Raw genomic sequence first — 25,154 nt, forward strand, 5'->3', positions numbered from 1 at the left:
AGTTGTGCAGAGGACTTCCACATCACAATTGCACAGCTGCTCGCCTAAGCATAATTGTTAGTGCTTTTATCGCACATCTATTATACTATTTACAGGCTCACTGTGCAAATAAGGATTTTAAAATAATATTTGTTATCATTACAGAAAAAACAATTTGTTTTGATAAACAAACCAAGATAAAAAAAGTGCAAAAATCATTAAAAAAATAACCCAATATTCTTTATTATTTCATAAGATGCAAAAAAGCTCGATAAAATCGAGCCTTCCGTATTCTATAATAAATATTTTTAAATATTATCCTGTCTTTCGTAATATTCTATTCAACACCTACAATAAATGAATATACTGGTTGTTTTCCATTTACACATTCGATTTCAGCTTCAAAGTGATCTTCAACATAACTTTCAATATCTTCAACTTCGTCTTCAGTTACATCTTCACCATAAATTAAAGTAATAATTTCCGAATCTTCATCAACCAATCCATTTAAAGTTTCTTTTAAAGCTTCTACTTTATTTGGAACACAGGCAATAATCTCTTTTTCACATAATGCCATATATTGATTAGCCTTAATATCCACACCATCAATATTTGTATCTTTAATTGCAAAAGTCACTTGTCCAGTTTTCACATTTGCAATAGCCTCATTCATTTCATTTAAATTGTCTTCTAAAGACACTTCTGGATTAAACATAATACATGCTGATAAACCTTGTGGAATTGTTTTAGAAGGAATCACATGAACATCTACTTCATCTTCTAAAATAATAGCTGCCTGTTGTGCTGTCATCACAATGTTTGAGTTATTTGGTAATATAATGACATGTTTTGCATTAACATCACGAATGGCTTGAACGATATCTTCAGCAGAAGGATTCATTGTTTGCCCACCACTGACAACATAATCACAATGCAATTCTAAGAACATATCTTTAATACCGTCACCAGCAGCCACACTAATAATAGACACATCCTTAGGTTCTTCCTTTGGTGCTGTTAATGTAGCTTTTGCATTAGCAGCAGGTGTACTATTAGCTTCTAAAATAGAATTATGCTGTTCTTGCATATTTTCAATCTTTAATTTAATAAACTCACCATATCTTTGTGCCACATTTAAAGCATTTCCTGGTTTTAATGTATGCACATGAACTTTCACTATATCTTCATCCTGAACAACAACAATACTATTACCAGGCAATCTTTCTAGTTCATTACGTAAATTTTCTTCTTTAAAAACTTTTATTTTTGCTGGATCCAATCTAAAAATAAATTCCGTACAATAACCATATGCATCTTCACTATCAGATTCAACATCAACAAGTGCTTCTTTTGCATTATCGTTATTAATATCTACACGTTCAATTTCTTCACCAGCTAAAGCAGCCATAAACCCTGTTAAAATCAATAAGAGACCAGCACCACCACTATCAACAACACCAACTTCTTTTAATACAGGCAAAAGTTCTGGTGTTCTTTCCAATGATTCTTCAGCTTCTTTTACAAAGTAAGAAAAAACATCTTCGATTTCCATACCAGGTTTTGCATATTTTACAACAGCTTCACTTGATTCTCTTATGACAGTTAAAATTGTACCTTCAACAGGTCGCATAACAGCTTTATAAGCTACTTTTGCTCCATTTTGTAAAGCTTGTGCTAATTCTACAGCATCCACTTGAGATTTTCCCTCAAAAGCCATAGAAATACCTCTAAAGATCTGTGATAAAATAACACCAGAGTTTCCCCTTGCTCCCATCAATAAACCTTTAGATAATTTTTTTGAAATTTCATATATATCGTTAGAATCTAACTTTTCAATCTCATCTGCCCCAGAACTAAATGTTAAAGACATATTTGTACCTGTATCTCCATCAGGCACAGGAAAAACATTTAGTGCATCAATTTCTGGATGATTATTATGCAAAACAGTTGCACCTGTTATAACCATCTCTTTAAACTGTTTACCATCAATGATTCTCATGTTAACCCTCCACTAATCTGTTACACGAATGCTTTGTACAAAAACATTCACTGCTTCAATATCAATATCTAAAGTTGTTTCTAAAACATATTTCACTTTCTTTTGAACTTCATAAACAACCTCAGAAATTTTGACACCATATCCAACGATAATATAGACATTTAAAATAATTCCTGTTTCCCCATCTTCTACGACAATCCCTTTAGCATAATTATCTTTACCTAAAAGATCATAAAAACCATCTTTCATAATCTTTTGGCTTGCCATTCCAACAACTCCATAGCATTCAGTTGCAGCACCCCCAGTAATGCTAGCAACGACATCTAATGAAAGATAAATATCTCCTAAATCAGTTGTTTTTGTTATCATAACTATTCCTCCGTTCTTATCATAAATTCATAAATAGTTAACTATATTATATCTTATTTTTAAATTGTTGACAATTATTTCATAACAATGCATACGCATTATAACCCACTTATATTATCTTGTAAATAAAATTTAAAAAAATATTGAAATATTCATATTTTTCATATATTATATTTACGTTCAAATACAAAATATTTTTTATGTTTATATAAAAAAGTATTTGCATTTTCTTTTTATTAATGATATTATACTTAGGTATGTGAATGACACTTTGTAAAGGATGGTGAATATAATGGCTAGAAAATGTGAAGTGAGCGGAAAAGGACCTATGTCTGGTAATTCTCGTTCTCATGCATTAAATGCAACTAAGAGAAAATGGAATGTTAACTTACAAAAAGCTACTATTTTAGTCAATGGTAAACCAAAAAAAGTAAAAATTTCAGCAAGAGAATTAAGAACTCTTAGAAAAAGTGCTTAATGATAAAGATTGCATCCTTCCTGGATGCTTTTTTTATGCCCTTTTATTCAATCATTATACCCTATCATATGAAAAAAAGAAGATAACAAATTCATGCTATCTTCTAAAACCTTTTTTGAATTGATCAAAGATTGATTCTTTTTTTGCGGCTTTTTTTAACTTATGATAAAGATCTTTTTCTTCACGAGATAATTTTGTAGGAATCTTAACATCAATTTTAACAAATTGATCTCCATAATTATCACTACGTAAATCCTTCACACCTTTACCCTTTAAACGTAATGTTGTACCTGGTTGTGTTCCTTCTGGAACTTTTAATGTCACATCACCATAAACCGTTGGGACATCTACTTCACAACCTAGAGTGGCATCAACTGCTGAAATTGGAATAGAAATATAAATGTTTCTACCATCACGCTGGAAGTGTTGATGTGGTTTGACATAGATTTCAACATATAAATCACCATTAGGTCCACCATTTGTACCACGACGTCCTTTACCTTGAACACGTAACTGTTGGTGTGTATTAATACCAGCTGGTATATTTAATTCAACTGTTATATTTTTATTGACATATCCATTACCATGACAGTGAGGACATTTTTCTTTAACCACTTTACCTGTACCATGGCAATCAGGACATGTTGTCTGATTTACAAATGTTCCAAAAGGCGAACGTTGTTGTGTACGAATCGTACCTGTTCCACCACATCTAGAACATGTCTGATAATCGTTAGGTGTTTTCGCACCAGTTCCATGACAATGTGAACATTGTTCATCATAATTGATTTTAATTTCTGCCTTCTTACCTTTAATAGCATCCATAAAATCAATTTCTAATTGAACAAAGCGGTCTTCACCACGCATAGGTCCACTTTTTCTTTGACGTGATCCTCCACCACCAAAGAATGAACCAAAAATATCTCCTAAGTCAACATCTTCAAAGCCACCAAATCCGCCAAAGCCTCCGGCTCCTCCACCGAATCCACCAGCTTGATCAAATGCAGCATGACCATAACGATCGTAGGCAGCTTTTTTATTGTCATCAGATAAAACATCATAGGCTTCCTGAACTTCTTTAAACTTTTCTTCTGCTCCAGGTTCCTTATTGACATCAGGGTGATATTTTTTAGCCATTTTACGATATGCTCTTTTTATTTCATCAGCACTGGCACTCTTTGATATACCTAGCACTTCATAATAATCTCTTTTTTCAGCCATAATCTCACCTCTTGACTAGATAAAACCAAGGCAAAGCCTTGGCTTTATTTTAATTTTTTTCTGTAAAATCTGCATCAACAACATCATCATCTTGAGTTGCTGTATTTGAAGCATCACCTGTTGGATTAGCTCCTTGTTGTGATTGTTGATATTGATAGGCTGCCATTTGTTGAGCAACTTGTTCTAATTCACTCATTTTTGCTTCAAGTGTAGCCATATCGTTAGCATCTAATGCTTTCTTTAATTCATCTCTTAAAGCAGTAGCTTGAGCTTTTTGATTATCATCAATCTTATCACCTTGTTCAGCTAAAGCTTTATCAATTTCATTAATCATTTGTTCTGCTTTATTTCTTGTTTCAATATCTTTACGTTTCTTTTCGTCATCAGCTTTATTTGCTTCAGCTTCTTTAACCATTCTATCAATTTCTTCATCACTTAAACCAGTTGAGTTTTGAATAGTGATAGATTGTTCTTTTTGTGTTTTCATATCTTTTGCTTTAACATTAACAATACCGTTAACATCAATGCTGAAAGTCACTTCAATTTGAGGTACTCCTCTAGGTGCAGGTTCAATACCATCTAATTTAAATAAACCTAATTGTTTATTATCTTTAGCCATTGTTCTTTCACCTTGTAATACGTTGATATCAACAGCAGGTTGATTATCAGCAGCAGTAGAGAAGATTTGTGATTTAGTTGTTGGGATAGTTGTATTTCTTTCAATTAAGACAGTCATAACTCCACCCATTGTTTCAATACCTAATGATAATGGTGTTACATCTAGTAAGACAATGTCTTTAACATCTCCAGCAATAACTCCACCTTGGATTGCAGCACCCATAGAAACAACTTCATCAGGGTTTACTGATTTGTTAGGTTCTTTTCCAAGTAATCTCTTTACTGATTCTTGAACTGCAATAATACGTGTAGAACCACCAACTAATAAAACTTGATCAATATCACTTGGAGACATACCTGCATCACTTAATGCTTGTCTTACAGGTCCTTCTGTACGCATAACTAAATCATGTGTTAATTCATCAAATTTAGCTCTTGTTAGTGTTAATTCAAGATGTAATGGACCAGCTGGACCAGCCGAAATGAATGGTAATGAAATTTGAGTTTGCATCATACCAGAAACATCTTTTTTCGCTTTTTCTGCAGCTTCTTTTACACGTTGCATAGCCATTTTATCGTTGCTTAAGTCAACACCTTGTTCTTTTTTGAATTCATCAACAATCCAGTTCATGATAGCTTGGTCAAAGTCATCTCCACCTAAATGGTTATCACCAGCAGTAGCTAAAACTTCAAACATACCATCAGCTAAATCAAGGATAGAAACGTCAAATGTTCCTCCACCTAAGTCATAAACTAAAACTTTTTGTTCTTTATCTAATTTATCAACACCAAATGCTAATGCTGCTGCAGTTGGTTCGTTGATAATACGTTCAACTTCTAATCCAGCAATTTTACCAGCATCTTTTGTTGCCTGACGTTGAGCATCATTGAAATATGCAGGTACTGTAATAACAGCACGATTAACTGATTCACCTAAATAAGATTCAGCAGTTGCTTTTAAGTTTTGTAAAATCATAGCTGAAATTTCTTGAGGTGTATAATCTTTACCATTAACATGTTCTTTATAGTTTGTACCCATATGTCTTTTAATTGACATAACAGTTTCTTTGTTTGTAACTGCTTGACGTTTAGCAGCTTCACCAACAATAATTTCTCCATTTTTGAAAGCAACAACAGATGGAGTTGTTCTTAATCCTTCAGGATTTGCAATAACTTTTGCTTCACCATTTTCCATCACACTTACACATGAGTTTGTTGTTCCTAAATCAATACCAATAATTTTATTACCCATAATAATCATCCTCCTAAAATTTATTCATTGACTTTGACTAAAGATGCACGAATAACGCGATCTTTCAATTTGTAACCTTTTTGAAGTTCTTCTACAACAACATTGTGATCAAAATTTTCATCGTGTGTTGTCATTACTGCCTGATGTAGATTTGGATCAAATTCTTTACCTTGAGCTTCAATCACTTCTACACCATTTTTCTTTAAAATGTTCATCAACTGATCAAAGATCATCTGATAACCTTTCAAGAAAGTTTGAACTTCTTCACTTGGATTTTGCACATTCAACGAACGTTCAAAATTATCCACTACTGGAAGCAATTCTTCAATAAATGACTGCATCATAAATTTTAATGAATTTTGATGTTCTTTTTCCAAACGTCTTTTTAAGTTTTCCATATCTGCAAAAACTTTATAATAATCCGTTTTCCATGTATTGACTTCTTCTTCCAATTTTTTCATTTGCTTTTCTAAGCTTTCTGTTGTATTCTCATCTTGCTTTTCTTCATTTTCATTTGTTTGTTCATCTACAACTTCTTCTGTTACTTCTTCTTTTTCAGTTTCCTTTTCCTTTGCCATTGTTTCACCTCTATTCATCATCTTCATCATTTTGACTTACAAGAACTTCTTCTAAGCTCTTTGAAATATACTCAACTAAAGAAACGACTTTCTCATAAGGCATACGTGTTGGCCCAATGACTGAAATAGATCCTTTAGACTCATTCCCTGTTTTAAACGAAGCTGAAATCACCGAAACATCATTTAAATCCTTTATTGGTGAATCACTTCCAATTCTGACCGTTACACCATCTTCCAAAGCAATCGGTTCCAAACTTTTCCAAGATTGTGAATTTTCAAATGCAGTGACTAAACGACGTAATTTATTCACATCGTTATATTCTGGCTGATATAACATATTCTCTTTTCCAGAAAAATAAACATTGTTATTCGCAAACTTCATAAATGCTTCCAAGAAAGCATTGAATAGAACTTCATGTTCTTTAATACGAGCACTTAATATAGGTTTGACATCTCTTTCTAAATGATAAACGACTTGATTCATTGGTGTTCCATCAAGCAATTCATTCATGACATTGACACAACTCGTTAAATCTTCCATATAAGCATTATTTTTAATATTGAAGTTTCGATTTTCAACATGTCCTTTATCTGTGACGATAATGGCTGTCACAGTATGTTCAGATAAAGGAACAAGTGTAATATTCTGTAAATGTTCATAAATTGCATTTGGTCCTAATGCGACTGTTGTCAAATGAGTCAATTGACTTAAAATTTGGCAACTCTCTTTAATAATTTCATTTAAAGAGCGATGTCGATCTCCCAAAATTGTTGAAACCTGATTTTTCACCTCGTCATCTACACTAGGTTGCATCAAGGTATCGACATAAAAACGATATCCTTTTGTTGATGGGACACGCCCTGAAGACGTATGCGTCTTCTCTAAGTAACCGTGTTCTTCTAGAAACGACATTTCATTTCTAATTGTTGCACTCGAATAAGGAAGCTGATATTTCGTCATTAAGGTTTTTGATCCTACTGGCTCAGCCGTTTCCACAAATTCTTCAACAATACATTTTAAAATCAGTAATTGCCTAGCTGTCAGCATATCATAGCCTCCTTTAGCACTCCTTTTCCTCTTGTGCTAATTACATTATACTCATCTTTTTAGCACTGTCAACACTTTTGTGCTAAAAAAGAATGAAAAACAGGTCATCCCTGTTCATCTTCTAAAAAATCTATTAAAATATTATTGAGATAATCCATCCCTAAAGATGTTGTTTTTAAATATCCATTCGTTATTTCTAAAAAATTCATATTTTGATATTTAGTAATGACATCTTGATATTTCACTTGAAAATCAATATCAAATAATCTATTCATTTCCTCAAGAGAAATCCCTTCATTCAAACGTAAACCCATCATGATTTTTTCAAACAAGTAATCCTTCATAGACAATGGAATATCATTTTCTAAATAATGATGATTCAAATAACGTGTCAAAGATTTTGTATTTTCATAACGATGATGTTTTTTTAATGAATGTGCAGAAAGACCAATCCCCTCATAATCCTGATAATGCCAGTATACAAGATTATGTAACGATGGTTTATAACGATAATAATTACTCACTTCATATTGATGGAAACCATATTTTTTTAATTCTTGTCGTATAAAATGATACCACTTGGCATCTTCTTCATCATCTAAAGGCTGATAATTCATATTTTTCAAGATTGTATGATCCTCTAAAATCAACGCATAATAGGAAACATGTCCTATGTCTAATTGACATAATTGTTGAATATCTGCTTGAACATCTTCTAATGTCTGATCTGGTAAACCATACATCAAGTCAATATTAATATCTTGAAAGCCTATTGTTTGAGCATCTTTTATGAGTTCTAAAACTTGTTTAGAGGTATGAACTCTACCAATCTTTTTTAATAAATCATCACGAAAGGTCTGGACACCAATGCTTAAACGATTGACACCATTTTGAAAACAAAGCTCTAATTTTTCTTGATCCATTGTTTCTGGATTGACTTCGATACTATATTCTTGAACTTGTTTGGAAAAAGGTTTTAATAATTCAAATAAGTATTGAAGCTGCTGATAAGTAAGAGCAGTTGGTGTTCCACCACCAATATAGATACTATCATAAGATGTTGATAAAGCTTTATCTTTTATTTCAAAAGATAAAGCTTTTAAATAATCCCAGGTCCATTTTTCATCATAAAAGACTTTACAAAAATCACAATAACTACAAATATGCTGACAGAATGGAACATGAACATATAAAGCACTCATGATAAACCAAATTCTTTCGCCAATCCACCTAGAGAGGTTTCTTTATAATCACTAGATAAATCTTTACCCGTTTCTTTCATGACTTTGACAATAGTATCAAAAGACACTTTGTTTTTTCTTAAATAACCTAACTGTTTAGCTAACATTGCTGCATCTAATGCACGTAATGATCCATATCCATTACGCTCAATACATGGAATTTGAACATAACCACCTACAGGATCACAAGTCAATCCTAGATTGTGTTCTAATCCCATTTCAGCAGCATACTCTATTAACGAATTATTAAGTTCATATATCCAAGCCATTGTAGCAGCCGCCATTGCACAGGCCGTTCCTACTTCTGCCTGACAACCACCATCAGCGCCAGAAATTGTACCATTTGTTTTAACAACATTACCAAATAAACCGCCAATAGCTAAAGCTTTAATCAAATCTTTCTTTTCAATATGTAATTGCTTATAACAATAATAAAGAATAGCTGGCATAATACCACTCGCCCCACATGTTGGTGCTGTCACAATCTGTCCACCATCAGCATTTTCTTCTGACACAGCATAAGCATAACTAGAAATAAATAATCTTTCACGATCAGCTTCACGTCGCGTATTTTGTGCCTGTTGAAACATTGATTTTGCTACTCTTTTTAATTTTAGCTTTCCTTGAATGACTCCTTCTTTTTTCAAACCATTTTCAACACTTTCAAACATAGCTTCCAATATATCAGAAAGAAAATGATCAAAATCCTCACCTTCATTTTCTAAAACATAATCATATAAAGAAATACCATGAACATCTACATAGTCAAGTATTTCTTTCATTGTATTTTGTTGATATACCTGAACTGGATCTTGAGCCAAATCTCCTTTAAATAGGATGGAACCACCACCAATAGAATAAACTTCTACCGTTTTCATTTCTACATCATCCTTATAAACATGAACAATCATGCCATTAGGATGAAAAGGTAATTCTTCACTTTTAAAAGAAAATTGAACAGGTTTTGGCGCAAAAGTCTTTTCAATTATATAATCAGTTAAATGTCCCTTCCCTGTTAAAGCCAATGAACCATGTAAATCAACATGAAAATGTGTGGCTTCAGGATACATTTCACTTATTTTTAAGGCTGCCCTTTGAGGTCCCATCGTATGTGATGAAGAGGGCCCAACACCAATTTTAAATAATTCTCTCATTGATTCCATTTTCCATTTCCTCCCATTCGCATTAAAAAGAGTTCTAAACCCTTGTATTTATCAATTTTTCCTGTTTTTATCGCAATATCAAGTTGTGATAATTCATCAATACAAACCAATAATTCTTTCAAATCAAAATTTCGACTATCTCGTCTAATATACCACAAACGGCCAGATTTAATAGATAACATTTGGGCTATCTCTTTATCATTATAGCCTTTTCTATCCAACAATTTCACCTGATATAATAAACGCATAGCATTTCCAATCAACACAATCAATTTCACTGGTTCTTCATTATTCATAATAAGATCTTTATAGATACGAAAACTTCTCGCTGTTTCCTTATTTAAAATAGCTTGAGTTAATTCAAACACATTTTCTTCAATCTGTTTACTCACTAACAAATCAACTGTCTGTGTTGTAATATGCTTTGTATATAAACAAAGTTTTTGAACTTCCTGAGAAATTTCTAATAAATTATTTGGCATACGTGATAAAAACAACCTTAAAGCTTCTTCATCAATCTCACAGCCACGACTTTTAATAGCCTGATGTGTGGCTTTATATAATTGATGTTCATCCATTTTTTCAATATCATAAAAATGAGCATTTTTACGCAACTCTTTAACAACTTTTTTTCTTTCATCAAAATTTCTTTGATCATGATAGATGACAAGAACTGTAGTAGGATTGTCTAGTTTTAAATAATCCATAAATTTTTGAATATCTTCATCACTTGTTATTTTTTGTTTTTGCGTTGTCAAAAAAACGGGGTTTTTCACAACAATCATTTTATACTCACTTAAAAAAGGTGGTGTTAAAGCATCTTCTATGATAGATGATAACGGTGTGTCCTGACACCAATATGTCACAATATTCATATCATCTTCCTGAATATGATATTTTTTCTTTAATGTCTTCAATCTTTGTTCCATTAATAATTTATCTTCACCATAAATAACAAAATTCATAGAATCACCCCACGCCTATCATTATACATGAATCACCTTAAAATGTAACGTTCTTTTCCATAAAATCGAATATGAAACATCCCATCTTGATCAGTACGTAAAATTGTGATTCCTTTTCTTTGCAATCGTTCAATCACTTCTAATGATGGATGATGATACATATTATCCTTCTTGACACCAATCATTGCAATTTCAGGATGAATTTGTGATAAAAAAGTGGCTGATGTAGCCGTTGCACTTCCATGATGAGATACTTTAAGAACATCAACATCTAAGTCTTGAAGCTGTTTTTCAATATCCTTTTCAACAGCAACAGAAGCATCCCCCATAAACAGGATATTCATAGCTGGTAAAGTCACATACATGAGTAAAGACTGGTCATTTGAATCACTATAAATTTTGTCACTTTTTAACATTTGAATATGAGCACATCCAATTTGTCGACTCTCTTCAAAACTATCAATCACTTGTCCAACTGAAAAATGTTCCAGCAAAGAATCTAATGCTCCACAATGATCAAAATCATCATGAGAAATATAAACATAATCTAAATGTGAAATTCCAACTGACTTTAAATAGGGAATAATTGTTTGTGTAGCCAAATCATATTCCTGATGCCCTCCAGTATCAATTAAAATATGCCCCTGATTCATTGGTAAACGAATCAAAGTACAATCTCCTTGTCCAACATCAATCATTGTCACTTCTCCATAAATCTTATATTGACTCCATACATTTAACACCAGCATTAATGAAACTAAAGCACATATATCATGGCGATAGCGATGCTGGATCTCCTGACGTAATAAAAGCCGAAAATAAAAGAAATAAAACAAGACAAGCCATGCTAATGTAGGTTTTGAAAAAACAATAAAATGATTGATTGTTTCTAAAAAAGATAAAATACTTTGAAAAACACTTACATAATATTTTAAAATAATTTCTAAAGCAGGAAAAATAATTGAAAAAATACATAAACTATAAAAATATTCAATAAAAAGATTCAAAATATCACTAACAAAAAAAGCAATCAGTGGAATTTGAGCATTAAGTGTGAGAATAATAGGTAAAGAAGATAAATAAATCCAAAATGAAGAATAACGCATATGTTGTGTCAATAAAACAATAAAATAAACAAAATAAGAAAAAACAAAAGAAATATTAAAAATGATATAAGGATTATAAAATAAAGATGCCATAATCAAAATAGCAAAAACATCTAATTTATTCAGCCACTTTTTCAATAAATCATACAACAATAAAACAAAAAAAGCACGATATAAAGACACAAGCATTGGGATAGAAAAAATATAAAAACCAATCAATAAATAGGTTATCAATCGAGACAAAGAACGTGGTAAAAATAAACCAAGAACATTTTTGATGAGAGCATACAAAATATGAATATGCATACCTGATAAAGCAAACATATGGACTAAAGATAAATCTGTCAAAACCTGATAATCATCATGAATACTTTCATTTCTTTCACCCAAAATAAATAATTTCTGATAATCATTTATATCCTGATGGTCTGATAAACGCTGTTCCAGCCAGTGATAAAATGTAGGATGATGCTGTTGCTTAAGTAATGTCTGTAAATAAGCTTTATGAAAAATCTTTTGTCCATAAAGATAATCTCTTTCACAAAAAGCATAATCATTTGTATTTTCATAAAGCTCTAGTGGTGCAACTTTTGCTTTAATCACATCACCATATTCAATAGCTTCCTGATGATAAAGCTTAACGGTTCCTATATCTGTTTTCAAATAACAATATTTTTCACTTGCTTTGACGACTTCACCTTCAATCACTGAAGGTAATTGTAAAATATAATGTGGCTGTAAATAAAAAATGATACATAAAAGTATCATCAAACATAAATGATATAAAGATAATCGTCGATAAACAAAAATAGCATAAACCCCTAATAACAAATAAAAAAGTGGATGAAGAACTTTTCCCAATGTCAGACATAGAAGTCCTAATGCATAATAGAAACAATGATATCTTATAAGCATAGATGTTCCCTAAGCCTTAAATATGTTTTTTCTCCAATTCCACTGATATTCATAATATCCTCAATTGTTTCAAAAGGATGTTGTTGACGATAATCAATAATTTTTAACGCTGTTTTTTCGCCTACTCCCTGCAAACTCATAAGTTCCTCTTGGCAAGCATTATTTAAAGAAATCGCATGCTCTTGTTGGGGTGGTATATATAAACGACTTTCATCTTCAACAATCTTATCACCCTTTACAGAGTTTAAATTAGCTTGCTCAGAAACACCAACCTCATCAATAATATCCTGAATTGTTTTTTCACCTTCAAATTCATACTTTCCTGTTTTTAAAAATTCCCCTTCTAAAATAACATAAGACAAAGAAATCGTCTCTTCTTTTTGAACATCTGGTTTTTGAAAATCATATACAATAGAACATATCATTAAAATAATCAGACCTAACACTTGATATTTCTTTTTCATAAATACCTCCTCAAATAAAAAAAGAATCCTAAGATTCTTTTAAAATGTGAAAATGCTGATATGCTAATTCAGTAACAACACGCCCTCTAGGCGTTCTTTTAATCAATCCTGTCTGCAATAAATAAGGTTCATAAACATCTTCTAAAGTCAATGGTTCTTCACCAATGCTTGCAGCAATAGCCTCTAAGCCAACTGGCCCACCACGAAAACGTTGAATAATACCTAATAGATATTTATGATCAACATCATCTAAACCTAATTCATCTACTTTTAACGATTGTAAAGCTTCCACTGTTCTTTCTTTTGTAATAACATCATCACCATTATATTGGGCAAAATCTCTCACTCGTCTAAATAAACGATTGGCAATTCTTGGTGTTCCACGTGATCTTTTGGCTAATTCAATTTTAGCTTCATCATCCATTTCAATATGATAAACCTGGCTGGTACGATTAATAATAGATGTTAATTCTTCAACATTGTAATATTCAAGTTTAGAAACAATACCAAAACGATCTCTTAATGGTGCTGATAAATCACCAGCACGTGTTGTCGCTCCAACAAGTGTAAAAGGTGGCAAATCAATACGAATAGAACGTGTTGAAGCTTCTTTTCCAATAACAACATCTACATAGAAATCTTCCATTGCTGGATATAAAATTTCTTCTACTACTTTATTCAAACGATGAATTTCATCAATAAATAAGACATCTCCAGGTTCAAGCGAAGTTAAAATAGCAACCAAATCACCAGTTTTTTCAATACTTGGTCCAGTTGTTGCTTTTAAATGCGTTCCCATTTCATTAGCAATAATCATGGACATAGTTGTTTTTCCTAAACCAGGTGGCCCATACAATAAAACATGATCCAATGTTTCATTTCTTAGTTTAGCCGCCCCAACAAAAACTTTTAAATTCTTCTTCAAATGACTTTGTCCAATATATTCATCAAAAGATTGAGGTCTTAATTGATTTTCTTCATCTTCTATATGTTCATTGATATCTAAAACATCATGATTTAAATCCATAGTCACCCTCCTATATCTTGACTAATAAACCTAGAGCTTTTTTTACATACCCATTTGTATCTAGCGATTCATGAGAAAGTGTATTCATCACACGATCAACATCCTGACGTTTATATCCTAAAGCTATCAAAACTTCTACAGCTTCATCAAATTCTACTGATGTTAAAACAATTTGTGATGATGGTATATCAAATTTACCTTGTAAATCTAATACAATCTGTTGAGCGGCCTTAGGTCCAATACCTGGGATTTTTCTTAAATAGGTAATATTTTTGGATTCAATTGCTGAAATAATTGCTTGAACATCACCAGTAGCCAAAATACCAATAGCCGTTTTACAACCAATTCCCTTGACAAGTATCAACTTCAAAAATAAATCTTTTTCTTCTTTGGTTAAAAAACCAAACAGAATAATACCATCTTCTCTGACCTGTTGATACACATAAACTAATGTTTCTTTTCCTTTTGTAAACTGATAAGGATTAGAAACATAAATCAAATAACCAATTCCTTGATTATCTACCACGATATGATCTTTACACATATCGACAATAACACCTTTAATATAACTATACATGTGACAACTCCCATTTCATAATATCCACATCATTATAGCACACTTTTAACATAAATAAAAAAATGAGAAGCAATTTTCTCATTTTTTCATCTATTATGGAATTGGTCTATTCATAAAACTCAAATTCAAAATCTAAAATTGAAACTGTGTCTCCAGCTTGAACACCTGCCACACGCAAAGCATCATCCAAACCAATATTACGCATTTTCTGTGCAAAACGTTTGACACCATCATCGCTACCAAGCGATGCCATTTGAACAATTTTTTCCACTCTTTCACCAGTAACGTGCCATTGCCCATTACCCATATTATGAATTTCAAATCCAATTTCATCTGGTTTTTCATATGTATAGAGAACACTGTTTTCTGTTTCTTCCTCTTCACTGGCAAATGATGGTGTACGATCCAATAAGTCCGCAATTGCATAAAGAACCATATCTACACCTTCTTGAATCAAAGCAATAACAGGAAAAACAGGAATATCTTCATTCAATTGAGCTTTAAAACGTTCAAGATTTTCCTCAGCTGCAGGTTCATCCATCTTATTAGCAACAATGATTTGTGGTCTATCTAATAAACGATATTTATATTCACCAAGCTCTTTATTAATAGCCAAATAATCTTCATAAGGATCACGACCTTCAGTACCACCCATATCAATAACATGAACAATAACACGACATCTTTCAATATGACGTAAGAACTGATGCCCTAATCCTTTTCCTTGACTGGCTCCTTCAATTAAACCTGGTAAATCAGCCATAACAAATGAACGTCCATCTTTAGATTGAGCCACTCCTAAATTAGGAACAATTGTTGTGAAATGATAATCAGCAATCTCTGGCTTTGCACGTGTTACAACTGATAATAACGTTGATTTCCCCACTGATGGGAATCCAACCAACCCAACATCCGCAAGTAATTTTAATTCACAAATCAAATTATATTTTTCACCAGGTTCTCCGCGTTCGCAAATAGTTGGAGCAGGATTACGACTTGTTGCGAATCGTGCATTTCCACGTCCACCACGTCCACCTTTAGCAATCACCGCTCTTTGCTTATCATGAGTTAAATCAGCTAAAACACGTCCACTATCTTCATCATAAATGACAGTTCCAACAGGAACTTTTAAAATCATATCAGCACCATCTGCACCATGCATCTTTTTAGCCATTCCCTGACCACCGCTTTTTGCTTTATATTCACGATGATATCTAAAGTCTAATAGAGTGGAAAGTGATGTTGTAGCTTCAAAAATAATACTACCACCTTTTCCACCATCTCCTCCAGCAGGTCCACCTTTAGGTACATAGGCTTCACGACGAAAGGCCACAACACCGTCGCCACCTTTACCTGCTTCAACATAAATATGTACTTTATCAATAAACTTCATCTTTTCACCTTCTTTACCGTCTTTTTCAAAAAAAGAACCCCATATAAGGGGTTCCTATTAAGCAGCTGGATAAACAGAAACTTTTTTTCTTGTTCTTCCGTCTCTTTCAAATTTCACAACACCATCTACTTTTGCAAATAAAGTGTCATCTCCACCTTTTCCAACATTTACACCTGGATGGATTTTAGTTCCTCTTTGTCTGTAAATGATAGAACCAGCAGTACAGAATTGCCCATCAGATAATTTAGCTCCTAATCTTTTTGATTCAGAATCACGACCATTTTTTGTTGAACCAACACCTTTTTTAGAAGCGAATAATTGTAAATCTAACTTAAACATCATGGTTTCATACCTCCATCTTTTTGATTTTCATGTATTTTGAATAAGATTCTTCAATTGTTTCCAGCATGACTTCAAATGTCCCTAGCACCACTTGAATCTGCTCATTCGTATGTTGAACCTTAATATCAATATATCCATCATTAATCTCAATCGTACCTAACTCTTGTGATAAAAACTGATAATGCACCAATGCATTTGCAATTCCTATGCAAGCAGTACTTACTCCAGCACATACTAAATCTTTGCCATATTCAGCACTTTGAGCATGTCCAGAAACCGTTATTTGAATAATGGATTGTTTATGCTTTTTAATAACAGCTTCAATCATTATTCAGCAGCTTCTGCAGTTTCGCTTTTTGGAGCTGCTTTTCTAGCAGTTTTTTTAATATCTTTGATCACTAATTTTGTATAAGGTTGTCTATGACCTTGTTTTTTATGATAATGCTTTTTAGGATTATATTTATAGATTAAAACTTTCTTTTCTTTACCTTGTTTTTCAACTTGAGCAGTGACAGTAGCTCCTTTAATATAAGGATTACCGATTTTATTTGTTTTATCTCCAATAAATAAAACTTTATCTAAAACAACTTCTTCTCCTTCAGCAACATCTAATTTTTCAACAAAAATAGAATCTCCAACTTCAACTTTTAATTGTTTTCCACCAGTTTCAATAATTGCGTACATGATGTACCTCCTTCTTTTTATAATAATCTCAGACTCGCCAATCAAGGCAGCTAAGCTTTAATACCTTGTATGTGCGGTTGTAGCTAGAGGTCTACAACATTTGTATATTATCATTTTATCATCTTATCGTCAACATTTTTTTCAAATATTCTCACTTCTTAATGATTTTGTTGATTTCTTGGATGTGAGTGATCATAAATTTCTTTTAAATGCTGTTTTGTAATGTGTGTATAAACCTGTGTTGTTGATAAATGAGCATGTCCTAATAGCTCCTGAACAACACGTAAATCAATACCCTGTTCTAATAAATGCGTTGCAAACGAATGACGAATGGTATGAGGATGAATTTTCTTAGTAGGATCATATGCTTTGACAACACGATTGACAATATCTTCCACACCACGATTTGTTAAAGGTTTACCAAACTTATTAATAAATACAAAATAATGATCCTGTTGTGATTTTGACATTATCTCCTGGCGATCGTTTTCAATATAATCTTTTAACCATGAAGCCGCATAATCATGAAACGGAACGTAACGATCTTTACCACCTTTTCCGTGAATCAACAGCAGTTGTCTAGAAAAATCAATTTGTGATAACTGCAACTCTACAACTTCTGAACAACGTAGTCCTGAGGCATACATCAATTCAAGCATTGCTTTATTACGACGTCCTAATGATGTATGTGTATCAATACTATCTAACAAATCTAACATTTCATCAATATATAAAAAATCTGGTTGACGTTGTGGTTCTTTCAACGATTCAATAAGTAGAAACGGATTATCATCAATGCGTTCTTCTTTTTGTAAATAGCGATAAAGTCCTCTTAGACTACTCATATGATGATTAATCGTTTTAGGTGATAAATTCTTAGTATGTAAATAAGCCAAATAGCCTCTTAAAAAAGAATACTTTACTGTTTCAAAACAAGAAATATTCTCACGCTGACAGTATTGAATAAACTCTTCAATATCTCTTTGATATCCTTTGATTGTTAAAGATGAATAGTTTTTAAAATACTGCAAATAATGTAAATATTCTTTCATCGTCTTATAAAAATCAGACATTTGAAATAAAATCCTCCATTGTTTCAATAGCTCGTTTGGCATAGGCATCCTTACGTTCTTTTTTCTTCACACGCACAGCTAAATCAGGTAAAATCCCAAAATTAGCTTTCATTGGCTGAAAATCATCTTCACTACCATGAGTAATATAATATGCCAAAGAGCCCATCACTGTCTCTCTAGGAAAAATCAGTAATTCCTGATCTTGTAAATATCTTGCCATATTAATACCAGCCACTATGCCACTTTGAGCTGACTCCACATATCCTTCAACACCTGTCATTTGTCCAGCAAAAAACAGATCATCACGATTTATAAACTGATATGTTGGTTTCAGATAGCGAGGCGAACAGATAAAACAGTTTCGATGCATAACACCATATCGTACAATTTTAGCATTTTCTAAACCAGGAATCATATGAATAATACGTTCCTGTTCTCCCCATTTTAAATGTGTCTGGAATCCAACAATATTATAAAGTGAACCAACAGCATTGTCTTGTCTTAATTGAACAACCGCATATGGTCTTTGACCATCCTTTTCTAATCCAACAGGTTTCATCGGTCCGAAAAGTAAAGTCTGTTTTCCTCTTCTGGCAATTTCTTCAAAAGGCATACAGCCTTCAAAAAACTTTTCTTCAAAATCTTTTGGTTTAACAACTTCAGCTTCAATTAAAGCTTTATAAAAAGCTTCAAATTGTTCTTCATTCATCGGACAGTTAATATATTCAGCATCTCCTTTATCATATCTTGATTTGAGATAAGCTTTTGAAAAATCAATACTTTCTTTTTCTATGATAGGTGCTGCTGCATCATAAAAATAAAAATAATCTTTCTGCAATAACTGTTGAATATCTTGTGATAAAGCAGGGCTTGTCAGTGGGCCTGAAGCAATAATTGTTGGACCTTCAGGAATCCGAGTCACTTCTTGTCGTACAACTTCAATTAATGGCTGAGATTCGATGTATTCACTAATTGCTTTTGAAAACCCAAAACGATCAACAGCTAATGAACCTCCAGCAGGAACTTGATGTTCTCTGGCAAATTTCATAATTAAGCTGTGATTCATTTCCATTTCTTTTTTTAATACACCTACAGCATTATGAAGTCCATCTGCTCTTAATGAATTAGAACAAACCAATTCAGCAAAGTATTCAGTTTTATGAGCACCAGTTGTCTGATGTGGACGCATTTCATATAGACGCACAGGAATATTGCGTAAAATCAACTGATGAGCAGCTTCTACTCCTGCTAATCCGCCCCCTATAATATTGACTCTTTCCATTTGTTTTTCCTTTCTAAAAAGTCCCATATGGGACTTTTATTTAATAATTGTTTTACATTTTGGATAAGCTGAACAAGCTTTAAATTCTCCAAATCGTCCCTTTTTAATGACAATTGGACTACCACATTTTGGACAAACTTCATCTGTCATCACTGGTTCAGCTTTTTTTCGTTCATTTTTAATATATTTACACTCAGGATAATTTGAACATGCTTCAAACTTTCCATAACGTCCTGTCTTATAAATCATTGGACTACCACATTTTGGACATGTTTCTCCTGTATACTCAATCGTTTCAGGTTCCTTTTTAATATATTTACATGTTGGATAGTTAGAACAAGCAACAAACGATCCATATTTTCCTTTACGAATCACAAGATCACCACCACATTCAGGACATGTTTCCCCTGTTTTTTGTGGTTGAATCTGTTCCATCTTATCATAAGCATTTTCTAACAAAGGTTCAAATTTATCTTCAAATGTTGTTAAAGCATGAACATAATCATCATGTCCTTCAGCAATTTCATCAAGTTCTTTTTCCATTTGAGCTGTATATTCAACATTGATAATACTATCAAAGAATTCAACCAGCTTTTCATTTGTTAATAAACCTGACTCCGTTGGTTTAAATGCTTTATCAACAAGTTCAACATATTGTCTTGTTACAATTGTATCAATAATACTTGCATAAGTACTTGGTCTACCAATTCCTAAATCTTCAAGTTCCTTAATTAATTTTGCTTCACTATAACGAGCTGGTGGTTTTGTAAAATGCTGTGTTTTTTGAATATCCTGACTTAATAATTTTTCATCAACTGTCACTTCAGGTAGAATTTCATCAGTTTGTTTTTCATAAGCGCCATAAACTCTTAAATATCCATCAAAGCAAATAACTGAACCACTCGCTTTAAATTCATAACCATTATTATCCAATGAAAGTGTTGTAGCATTCAATTTAGCTGGAGCCATTAATGAAGCAATTGCTCTAGCATAAATTAAAGAATATAACTTATATTCATCACGACTTAAATACTCTTTCACACTTTCTGGAGTACGCATAATACTTGTTGGTCGAATACCTTCATGAGCATCCTGAACATTGTCTTTTTTCTTTGACACCTTCACACTACCGACATAGTCTTGACCAAACTTTTCACCGATATATTGCTTAGCTTCATGAATAAATCCTTCAGATAAACGAATCGAATCCGTTCTCATATACGTAATAAGACCGACAGTTTCATTACCAATATCGACACCTTCATAAAGTTTTTGGGCAATCATCATTGTACGTTTCGCTTTAAAATTCAACTTTGAAGATGCTTCCTGCTGTAATGTAGATGTAATAAATGGTGGTTTTGAAGCACGTTTCTTCTGTGTTTTCTTCACATCAGAAACACGAAACTCTTTATTTAAAGCCTCATAAACAGTATTTGTTTCTTCTTCATTATGAAGTTCAATTTTTTTATTGTGATATTTAGCAAGCTCTGCTTCAAATGTCACATCATCTTTTTCAAATTGAGCTTTGACTTTCCAGTATTCTTCAGGAATAAAAGCTTCAATTTCTTTTTCTCTTTCACAAATCAATCTCAATGCAACCGACTGAACACGACCAGCTGATTTCGATTTAATCTTTTTTTGTAGAAGCTTAGAAAGCTTAAATCCAATAATACGATCTAAAACTCTTCTCGTTTCTTGTGATTTAACAAGATTTTGATCAATTGTACGAGGATTTTTCAATGCATTGATAACAGCATCACGTGTAATCTCATTAAAAACAATACGATTTGTTGAATTTTCATCTAATCCCAACACTTCTGCAAGATGCCATGAGATTGCTTCACCTTCACGGTCAGGGTCAGTAGCCAAATAAACATAATCAGCTTCCTTCACGCATTTTTTCAACTCTTTCACAACATCTTTTTTGTCTTTATTAATAACATAATTAGGCTTGAAATTATTTTCCACATCGACTCCTAAACCACCTTTTCCAGTAGTTGCCAAGTCCCTAATATGCCCTTTTGATGAAGTCACTTCAAAATCTGCACCTAAATACTTTTGAATTGTTTTTGATTTTGATGGCGACTCAACAATCACTAAATTCTTACCCATCATATTACCTCCTACGTGTTTTCTATTATTAAGTCTTTTTTTTGATTTGTCAACCATAATCTTCATCTTCCATAATATCCTGAGCACTTAAAACAAGTTTAGCTCCCTGTTTAATAAGCTCATTACACCCCTGATAATCATCAAAACGTCCTGGAATACAATAAATGTCTTTTCCTTGTTCTAAAGCATAGCCAGCTGTAATCATGGTTCCACTTTTTTGTTTTGCCTCACTTATTAATATACTATAAGATAAACCCGCAATTATACGATTACGAAATGGAAACAGACGTTTTTGAGGAGCAGTTAAAAAAGGATATTCACTTAATACCAACTGATGTTCTTTCAGCTCCTCATATAATAGTCTATTCTCTTTAGGATAACAGTATTCAATCCCTGTTCCAAGTACAGCAATGGTACGTCCACCATAGGCAATTGCATTTTGATGAGCTACAGTATCAATACCTCTTGCCATCCCACTGACAATGGTATACCCATTTTGAACTAAATCTTTCACAAACAAATGTGTTGCTCGTTTCCCATATTCACTCATATTACGCATTCCCACAACACCAATTGTTTTTGTTTTCAACAATGATAAATCCCCATAATAATACAAAACAAATGGTGGACAGTTAATCTGTTTCAGCAATTCTGGATATTCATCACTAAAAATTGTTATGTAACGACAATTCATCCTTTTCATTAATTCTACTTTTAATTCTTCATCAACTCTTTCTTTATTCATTAAAGCTTTATAGATTTTTTGAAAATCCCCTTCATACTTTAAAGAAAAATACAATACTAATTCTTCCATATAATTATCCTCCTATTATTTATATACGCAAAAAATTGTCATTTTTCTTTTTTTCCATGAATTTTTTTCAAAAAATAAAAAACAATCAATTTTTCTATTGATTGCTTTGATCAACGCATTGAGAAAAATGCACTTCACAGAACGTAAGATATAATAATTTTAATATTTTTTACTTTGTAGTAAAAACATAGAATCTGATGATGTTTTTATTCATCAAATAAACTTAATTGTTGATTTAACATTTCAATAACTGGCTGAAAAGAACGTCTATGAATAGGTGTAACACCATATTTTTTGAGAGCTTCTTTATGTTGCTTTGTGGGATAACCCTTATGCTTATCAAAACCATATTCAGGGTATATCTTAGCATAATCCTGCATGATACGATCACGTGTCACTTTAGCCAAAATACTCGCTGCACCGATACTTAAAGATAATCCATCCCCTTTTATAATAGACTGATGTTCAATACTATCACCTAAAGGCATAGCATCTGTCAATGCATAATCTGGGCGAATAGATATATGTTCAATAGCATCCAGCATTCCTTTTTTACTAGCCTGATAAACGTTTAAACGATCGACATCTTCAACATTAATAATTTCAATTTGATAAGCTAATGCATTTTCAATAATAATACGATAAAGTTCTTCACGTTTTTTTTCAGTTAATTTTTTAGAATCATTAATTCTTTCATCATAATAATCTCGAGGGAAAATAACAGCTCCTACAACCAATGGACCAGCCATTGGACCACGACCAGCTTCGTCAAGTCCCACAATATAATGTTTTCCTAAATCATAAGCCATTTGCTCATATTTTAGTCGTTCACACATGTTGGATCCTCCCATGTGATTTTTCCAATGCTACCATCATTGACTTCACTAAAGAAAAGTTCCATAACACGATCATAATCCGTTTCCCCACGTAATGGTTTTATTTTTCTTATTTTTGCAATATGATCAAATGTATGAATAATCCAATCAGGATCATTTTCATCAATTTCTAATTGATAACGTTCTTTTAAAAGTTCAGGATAATGTTTAGACAAATAACGCATAGCTTCAATAAACAAATCATCTAAAGGTAAAATACTTTGTTTGATTGATCCTAATAATGCTATATTTTTGGCCACATGTTCATCATCAAGTTTTGGCCATAATACACCTGGTGTATCAAATAATTCAAAATCTTTAGCAATGCGAATAATTTGTTGAGCCTTAGTCACACCTGGTTTATTTCCTGTCACTGTAGCTTTACGATTTGCCAGTTTATTAATAAAAGTTGACTTCCCGACATTTGGAATTCCCAAAACCATAGCACGAATAGCACGTGGTTTGAGACCTCTGGCTTTTTCCTTTTCCATTTTATCTTTCAAAACAACACGGCATTTTTCAATAACTTTCTGGTATTCATTGAAATTCTTTAGATTCACACTCATAGCCTGATAGCCACATTTTTCATAATATTGAACCCACTGTTTGGTATACTGGTCATCTGCCATATCCTTCTTTGTTAAAACAATAAGACGAGGCTTATTTTTTGTTATCTCATTAATCATTGGATTTTTTGATGAATAAGGAGCACGTGCATCTACCAATTCAATGACAATATCAATAACTTTTATTTTTTCTGTTATCTCTCTTCTGGCTTTAGCCATATGTCCAGGAAACCAATGAATATTCATTTTTGATCCTTGATTAGCCATTTTCATCACCATCCTTTTTAATCAATCCATTGAATATCAGTAAATGGATAGATCACAAGTCCTTTCATTCCAACAAAATCATCAATAGTAAATGGTCCCAACTCTCGAGAATCAGTGGAACGCAAACGATTATCTCCCATCACAAAATATTCACCATCTTGTAAAGTGACTTCAAAGTCATCTGTAAATTGTTCAACATTATAAGTTAATTTTGATTCTTCAACAAAATCCTGATCTAAAAAATCTTGTTGAACAAGCTCATCATTTATATATAATTCATCATTTTCAAAACGTACTGTTTCATTAGGTAATCCTATAACACGTTTAATAATCTTTTCATTAAGCTGCTGACTATCAATCACTACAATATCAAAACGATGGATATTATCTTCTTGAATTCCCATGGCATTAATCATAGCTATACTATGATCATGTAATGTATTTTCCATTGAAATACCTTCAATTCTTACTGGTATTACAACAAATTTAAAAATACCGATAGTCACAGCAATCACAACTATAATTTCTACAATAGAAACATAGAGTTTCTTTTTGTTCATTCTCATCGCTCCTTTTCTATGTACCTTTTTATTATACATTTAATAGGCTCAAAAGACTAGAAAAAAAGGGGCTGTAACGAAATAAATATTCGTAAGGCCACCTAAAAAAGAAAACGACAATGATTATCTTTAATGATTATCATTGTCGTTTTTGGTATAATTAGATTATGGAATCTTTAAATTTTA

General features: G+C 32.4%; 26 protein-coding genes and 1 other annotated feature. Of the genes, 2 read left to right on the plus strand and 24 right to left on the minus strand.

The annotated features are described in order from the left end of the window. Positions 1–209, plus strand: a 209-nt coding sequence (locus B5G32_RS13995; protein ID WP_204209709.1) for a hypothetical protein, incomplete at its 5' end; no start/stop codon positions are given. Between the two features lie 107 nt (positions 210–316). Here the strand turns inward: B5G32_RS13995 and B5G32_RS10160 are convergent. Together B5G32_RS10160 and B5G32_RS10165 are read right to left on the minus strand one after the other, a co-directional pair. After that, positions 317–1,978 carry a DAK2 domain-containing protein gene (locus B5G32_RS10160; protein ID WP_087297683.1) on the minus strand — a complete coding sequence of 554 codons (1,662 nt, stop codon included), beginning with the start codon at positions 1,976–1,978 and terminating at the stop codon, positions 317–319. A gap of 12 nt (positions 1,979–1,990) precedes the next feature. After that, positions 1,991–2,347 carry an Asp23/Gls24 family envelope stress response protein gene (locus B5G32_RS10165; RefSeq protein WP_087936578.1) on the minus strand — a complete coding sequence of 119 codons (357 nt, stop codon included), beginning with the start codon at positions 2,345–2,347 and terminating at the stop codon, positions 1,991–1,993. Positions 2,348–2,639: 292 nt separating this feature from the next. Between B5G32_RS10165 and rpmB the strand changes: the two genes are divergently transcribed. Further along, complete coding sequence (gene rpmB / locus B5G32_RS10170) at positions 2,640–2,825, plus strand: 50S ribosomal protein L28 (protein WP_087242858.1); 186 nt, start codon at positions 2,640–2,642, stop codon at positions 2,823–2,825. A gap of 96 nt (positions 2,826–2,921) precedes the next feature. Here the strand turns inward: rpmB and dnaJ are convergent, their stop codons facing one another. The 22 genes from dnaJ to lepB form a co-directional block, all read right to left on the minus strand. Next, positions 2,922–4,046 (minus strand): molecular chaperone DnaJ, encoded by a 1,125-nt coding sequence (gene dnaJ, locus B5G32_RS10175; RefSeq protein WP_087297684.1) that lies wholly within the window; start codon positions 4,044–4,046, stop codon positions 2,922–2,924. A gap of 49 nt (positions 4,047–4,095) precedes the next feature. Continuing rightward, a complete protein-coding gene (gene dnaK, locus B5G32_RS10180; RefSeq protein ID WP_087936579.1) occupies positions 4,096–5,916 on the minus strand; it encodes a molecular chaperone DnaK in 1,821 nt (606 codons plus the stop codon). A 20-nt stretch (positions 5,917–5,936) separates the two neighbouring features. Next, positions 5,937–6,494: a nucleotide exchange factor GrpE gene (grpE, locus tag B5G32_RS10185; protein WP_239386234.1), complete on the minus strand. Its 558-nt coding sequence runs from the start codon at positions 6,492–6,494 to the stop codon at positions 5,937–5,939. Positions 6,495–6,504: 10 nt separating this feature from the next. Further along, complete coding sequence (hrcA, locus tag B5G32_RS10190; RefSeq protein ID WP_087242864.1) at positions 6,505–7,542, minus strand: heat-inducible transcriptional repressor HrcA; 1,038 nt, start codon at positions 7,540–7,542, stop codon at positions 6,505–6,507. A gap of 104 nt (positions 7,543–7,646) precedes the next feature. Beyond that, positions 7,647–8,744 (minus strand): radical SAM family heme chaperone HemW, encoded by a 1,098-nt coding sequence (gene hemW / locus B5G32_RS10195; protein ID WP_087936580.1) that lies wholly within the window; start codon positions 8,742–8,744, stop codon positions 7,647–7,649. Then, a complete protein-coding gene (locus tag B5G32_RS10200) occupies positions 8,741–9,946 on the minus strand; it encodes an L-serine ammonia-lyase, iron-sulfur-dependent, subunit alpha (RefSeq protein ID WP_087297687.1) in 1,206 nt (401 codons plus the stop codon). Before B5G32_RS10200 ends, hemW begins: the two co-directional genes overlap by 4 nt. Then, positions 9,934–10,911 (minus strand): DNA polymerase III subunit delta, encoded by a 978-nt coding sequence (gene holA, locus B5G32_RS10205; RefSeq protein WP_087936581.1) that lies wholly within the window; start codon positions 10,909–10,911, stop codon positions 9,934–9,936. The genes B5G32_RS10200 and holA overlap by 13 nt, the downstream gene beginning before the upstream one ends. 32 nt (positions 10,912–10,943) lie before the next feature. Further along, a complete protein-coding gene (locus tag B5G32_RS10210) occupies positions 10,944–12,932 on the minus strand; it encodes a DNA internalization-related competence protein ComEC/Rec2 (RefSeq protein WP_087936582.1) in 1,989 nt (662 codons plus the stop codon). Next, positions 12,923–13,396: a ComEA family DNA-binding protein gene (locus B5G32_RS10215; protein WP_087936583.1), complete on the minus strand. Its 474-nt coding sequence runs from the start codon at positions 13,394–13,396 to the stop codon at positions 12,923–12,925. Before B5G32_RS10215 ends, B5G32_RS10210 begins: the two co-directional genes overlap by 10 nt. A 28-nt stretch (positions 13,397–13,424) precedes the next feature. Next, on the minus strand, positions 13,425–14,423 hold the full coding sequence (gene ruvB, locus B5G32_RS10220) for a Holliday junction branch migration DNA helicase RuvB (RefSeq protein WP_087242876.1): 999 nt from the start codon (positions 14,421–14,423) through the stop codon (positions 13,425–13,427). A gap of 10 nt (positions 14,424–14,433) precedes the next feature. Then, a complete protein-coding gene (gene ruvA / locus B5G32_RS10225) occupies positions 14,434–15,000 on the minus strand; it encodes a Holliday junction branch migration protein RuvA (protein ID WP_087242880.1) in 567 nt (188 codons plus the stop codon). A 106-nt stretch (positions 15,001–15,106) separates the two neighbouring features. Beyond that, positions 15,107–16,393 carry a GTPase ObgE gene (gene obgE, locus B5G32_RS10230; RefSeq protein WP_087242882.1) on the minus strand — a complete coding sequence of 429 codons (1,287 nt, stop codon included), beginning with the start codon at positions 16,391–16,393 and terminating at the stop codon, positions 15,107–15,109. A 57-nt stretch (positions 16,394–16,450) separates the two neighbouring features. Then, entirely contained in the window at positions 16,451–16,735 is a 285-nt protein-coding gene (gene rpmA / locus B5G32_RS10235; RefSeq protein ID WP_087242885.1) for a 50S ribosomal protein L27, read from the minus strand. Positions 16,736–16,739: 4 nt separating this feature from the next. Further along, on the minus strand, positions 16,740–17,063 hold the full coding sequence (locus B5G32_RS10240; RefSeq protein WP_087242887.1) for a ribosomal-processing cysteine protease Prp: 324 nt from the start codon (positions 17,061–17,063) through the stop codon (positions 16,740–16,742). Next, on the minus strand, positions 17,063–17,419 hold the full coding sequence (rplU, locus tag B5G32_RS10245) for a 50S ribosomal protein L21 (protein ID WP_087242889.1): 357 nt from the start codon (positions 17,417–17,419) through the stop codon (positions 17,063–17,065). Before rplU ends, B5G32_RS10240 begins: the two co-directional genes overlap by 1 nt. Positions 17,420–17,439: 20 nt before the next feature. After that, positions 17,440–17,508: a sequence feature (ribosomal protein L21 leader region), on the minus strand. 69 nt (positions 17,509–17,577) lie between these two features. Continuing rightward, positions 17,578–18,492, minus strand: coding sequence for a site-specific tyrosine recombinase/integron integrase (xerA, locus tag B5G32_RS10250; protein ID WP_087242891.1), 915 nt, complete (start codon positions 18,490–18,492; stop codon positions 17,578–17,580). Further along, entirely contained in the window at positions 18,485–19,774 is a 1,290-nt protein-coding gene (gene trmFO, locus B5G32_RS10255; RefSeq protein WP_087242893.1) for a methylenetetrahydrofolate--tRNA-(uracil(54)-C(5))-methyltransferase (FADH(2)-oxidizing) TrmFO, read from the minus strand. The genes xerA and trmFO overlap by 8 nt, the downstream gene beginning before the upstream one ends. A gap of 36 nt (positions 19,775–19,810) precedes the next feature. After that, positions 19,811–21,886, minus strand: coding sequence for a type I DNA topoisomerase (topA, locus tag B5G32_RS10260; protein ID WP_087297693.1), 2,076 nt, complete (start codon positions 21,884–21,886; stop codon positions 19,811–19,813). 49 nt (positions 21,887–21,935) lie between these two features. After that, on the minus strand, positions 21,936–22,700 hold the full coding sequence (gene dprA, locus B5G32_RS10265) for a DNA-processing protein DprA (protein ID WP_087242897.1): 765 nt from the start codon (positions 22,698–22,700) through the stop codon (positions 21,936–21,938). Between the two features lie 206 nt (positions 22,701–22,906). Then, positions 22,907–23,536: a ribonuclease HII gene (locus B5G32_RS10270; RefSeq protein ID WP_087304543.1), complete on the minus strand. Its 630-nt coding sequence runs from the start codon at positions 23,534–23,536 to the stop codon at positions 22,907–22,909. Then, complete coding sequence (ylqF, locus tag B5G32_RS10275; protein WP_224759470.1) at positions 23,521–24,408, minus strand: ribosome biogenesis GTPase YlqF; 888 nt, start codon at positions 24,406–24,408, stop codon at positions 23,521–23,523. The genes B5G32_RS10270 and ylqF overlap by 16 nt, the downstream gene beginning before the upstream one ends. A 17-nt stretch (positions 24,409–24,425) precedes the next feature. Next, positions 24,426–24,968 (minus strand): signal peptidase I, encoded by a 543-nt coding sequence (gene lepB / locus B5G32_RS10280; protein WP_224759469.1) that lies wholly within the window; start codon positions 24,966–24,968, stop codon positions 24,426–24,428. Positions 24,969–25,154 lie beyond the last annotated feature (186 nt).

The organism is Massilimicrobiota sp. An80 (assembly GCF_002159255.1).
Classification (GTDB): Bacteria; Bacillota_I; Bacilli_A; order Erysipelotrichales; family Coprobacillaceae; genus Allocoprobacillus; species Allocoprobacillus merdigallinarum.

What these genes read in the sequence shown, in the direction of transcription:
- B5G32_RS10160 (WP_087297683.1), bottom strand. Translation starts at nt 1,978, where the DNA reads ATGAGAATCATTGATGGTAAACAGTTTAAAGAGATGGTTATAACAGGT.
- rpmA (WP_087242885.1), bottom strand. Translation starts at nt 16,735, where the DNA reads ATGATGTTTAAGTTAGATTTACAATTATTCGCTTCTAAAAAAGGTGTT.
- holA (WP_087936581.1), bottom strand. Translation starts at nt 10,911, where the DNA reads ATGAATTTTGTTATTTATGGTGAAGATAAATTATTAATGGAACAAAGA.
- trmFO (WP_087242893.1), bottom strand. Translation starts at nt 19,774, where the DNA reads ATGGAAAGAGTCAATATTATAGGGGGCGGATTAGCAGGAGTAGAAGCT.
- dnaK (WP_087936579.1), bottom strand. Translation starts at nt 5,916, where the DNA reads ATGGGTAATAAAATTATTGGTATTGATTTAGGAACAACAAACTCATGT.
- lepB (WP_224759469.1), bottom strand. Translation starts at nt 24,968, where the DNA reads ATGAACAAAAAGAAACTCTATGTTTCTATTGTAGAAATTATAGTTGTG.
- dprA (WP_087242897.1), bottom strand. Translation starts at nt 22,700, where the DNA reads ATGGAAGAATTAGTATTGTATTTTTCTTTAAAGTATGAAGGGGATTTT.
- xerA (WP_087242891.1), bottom strand. Translation starts at nt 18,492, where the DNA reads ATGTCTGATTTTTATAAGACGATGAAAGAATATTTACATTATTTGCAG.
- B5G32_RS10270 (WP_087304543.1), bottom strand. Translation starts at nt 23,536, where the DNA reads ATGTGTGAACGACTAAAATATGAGCAAATGGCTTATGATTTAGGAAAA.
- rpmB (WP_087242858.1), top strand. Translation starts at nt 2,640, where the DNA reads ATGGCTAGAAAATGTGAAGTGAGCGGAAAAGGACCTATGTCTGGTAAT.
- obgE (WP_087242882.1), bottom strand. Translation starts at nt 16,393, where the DNA reads ATGAAGTTTATTGATAAAGTACATATTTATGTTGAAGCAGGTAAAGGT.
- ylqF (WP_224759470.1), bottom strand. Translation starts at nt 24,408, where the DNA reads ATGGCTAATCAAGGATCAAAAATGAATATTCATTGGTTTCCTGGACAT.
- hemW (WP_087936580.1), bottom strand. Translation starts at nt 8,744, where the DNA reads ATGAGTGCTTTATATGTTCATGTTCCATTCTGTCAGCATATTTGTAGT.
- rplU (WP_087242889.1), bottom strand. Translation starts at nt 17,419, where the DNA reads ATGTACGCAATTATTGAAACTGGTGGAAAACAATTAAAAGTTGAAGTT.
- dnaJ (WP_087297684.1), bottom strand. Translation starts at nt 4,046, where the DNA reads ATGGCTGAAAAAAGAGATTATTATGAAGTGCTAGGTATATCAAAGAGT.
- ruvA (WP_087242880.1), bottom strand. Translation starts at nt 15,000, where the DNA reads ATGTATAGTTATATTAAAGGTGTTATTGTCGATATGTGTAAAGATCAT.
- B5G32_RS10240 (WP_087242887.1), bottom strand. Translation starts at nt 17,063, where the DNA reads ATGATTGAAGCTGTTATTAAAAAGCATAAACAATCCATTATTCAAATA.
- topA (WP_087297693.1), bottom strand. Translation starts at nt 21,886, where the DNA reads ATGGGTAAGAATTTAGTGATTGTTGAGTCGCCATCAAAATCAAAAACA.
- B5G32_RS10215 (WP_087936583.1), bottom strand. Translation starts at nt 13,396, where the DNA reads ATGAAAAAGAAATATCAAGTGTTAGGTCTGATTATTTTAATGATATGT.
- B5G32_RS10200 (WP_087297687.1), bottom strand. Translation starts at nt 9,946, where the DNA reads ATGGAATCAATGAGAGAATTATTTAAAATTGGTGTTGGGCCCTCTTCA.
- B5G32_RS10165 (WP_087936578.1), bottom strand. Translation starts at nt 2,347, where the DNA reads ATGATAACAAAAACAACTGATTTAGGAGATATTTATCTTTCATTAGAT.
- hrcA (WP_087242864.1), bottom strand. Translation starts at nt 7,542, where the DNA reads ATGCTGACAGCTAGGCAATTACTGATTTTAAAATGTATTGTTGAAGAA.
- ruvB (WP_087242876.1), bottom strand. Translation starts at nt 14,423, where the DNA reads ATGGATTTAAATCATGATGTTTTAGATATCAATGAACATATAGAAGAT.
- grpE (WP_239386234.1), bottom strand. Translation starts at nt 6,494, where the DNA reads ATGGCAAAGGAAAAGGAAACTGAAAAAGAAGAAGTAACAGAAGAAGTT.
- B5G32_RS10210 (WP_087936582.1), bottom strand. Translation starts at nt 12,932, where the DNA reads ATGCTTATAAGATATCATTGTTTCTATTATGCATTAGGACTTCTATGT.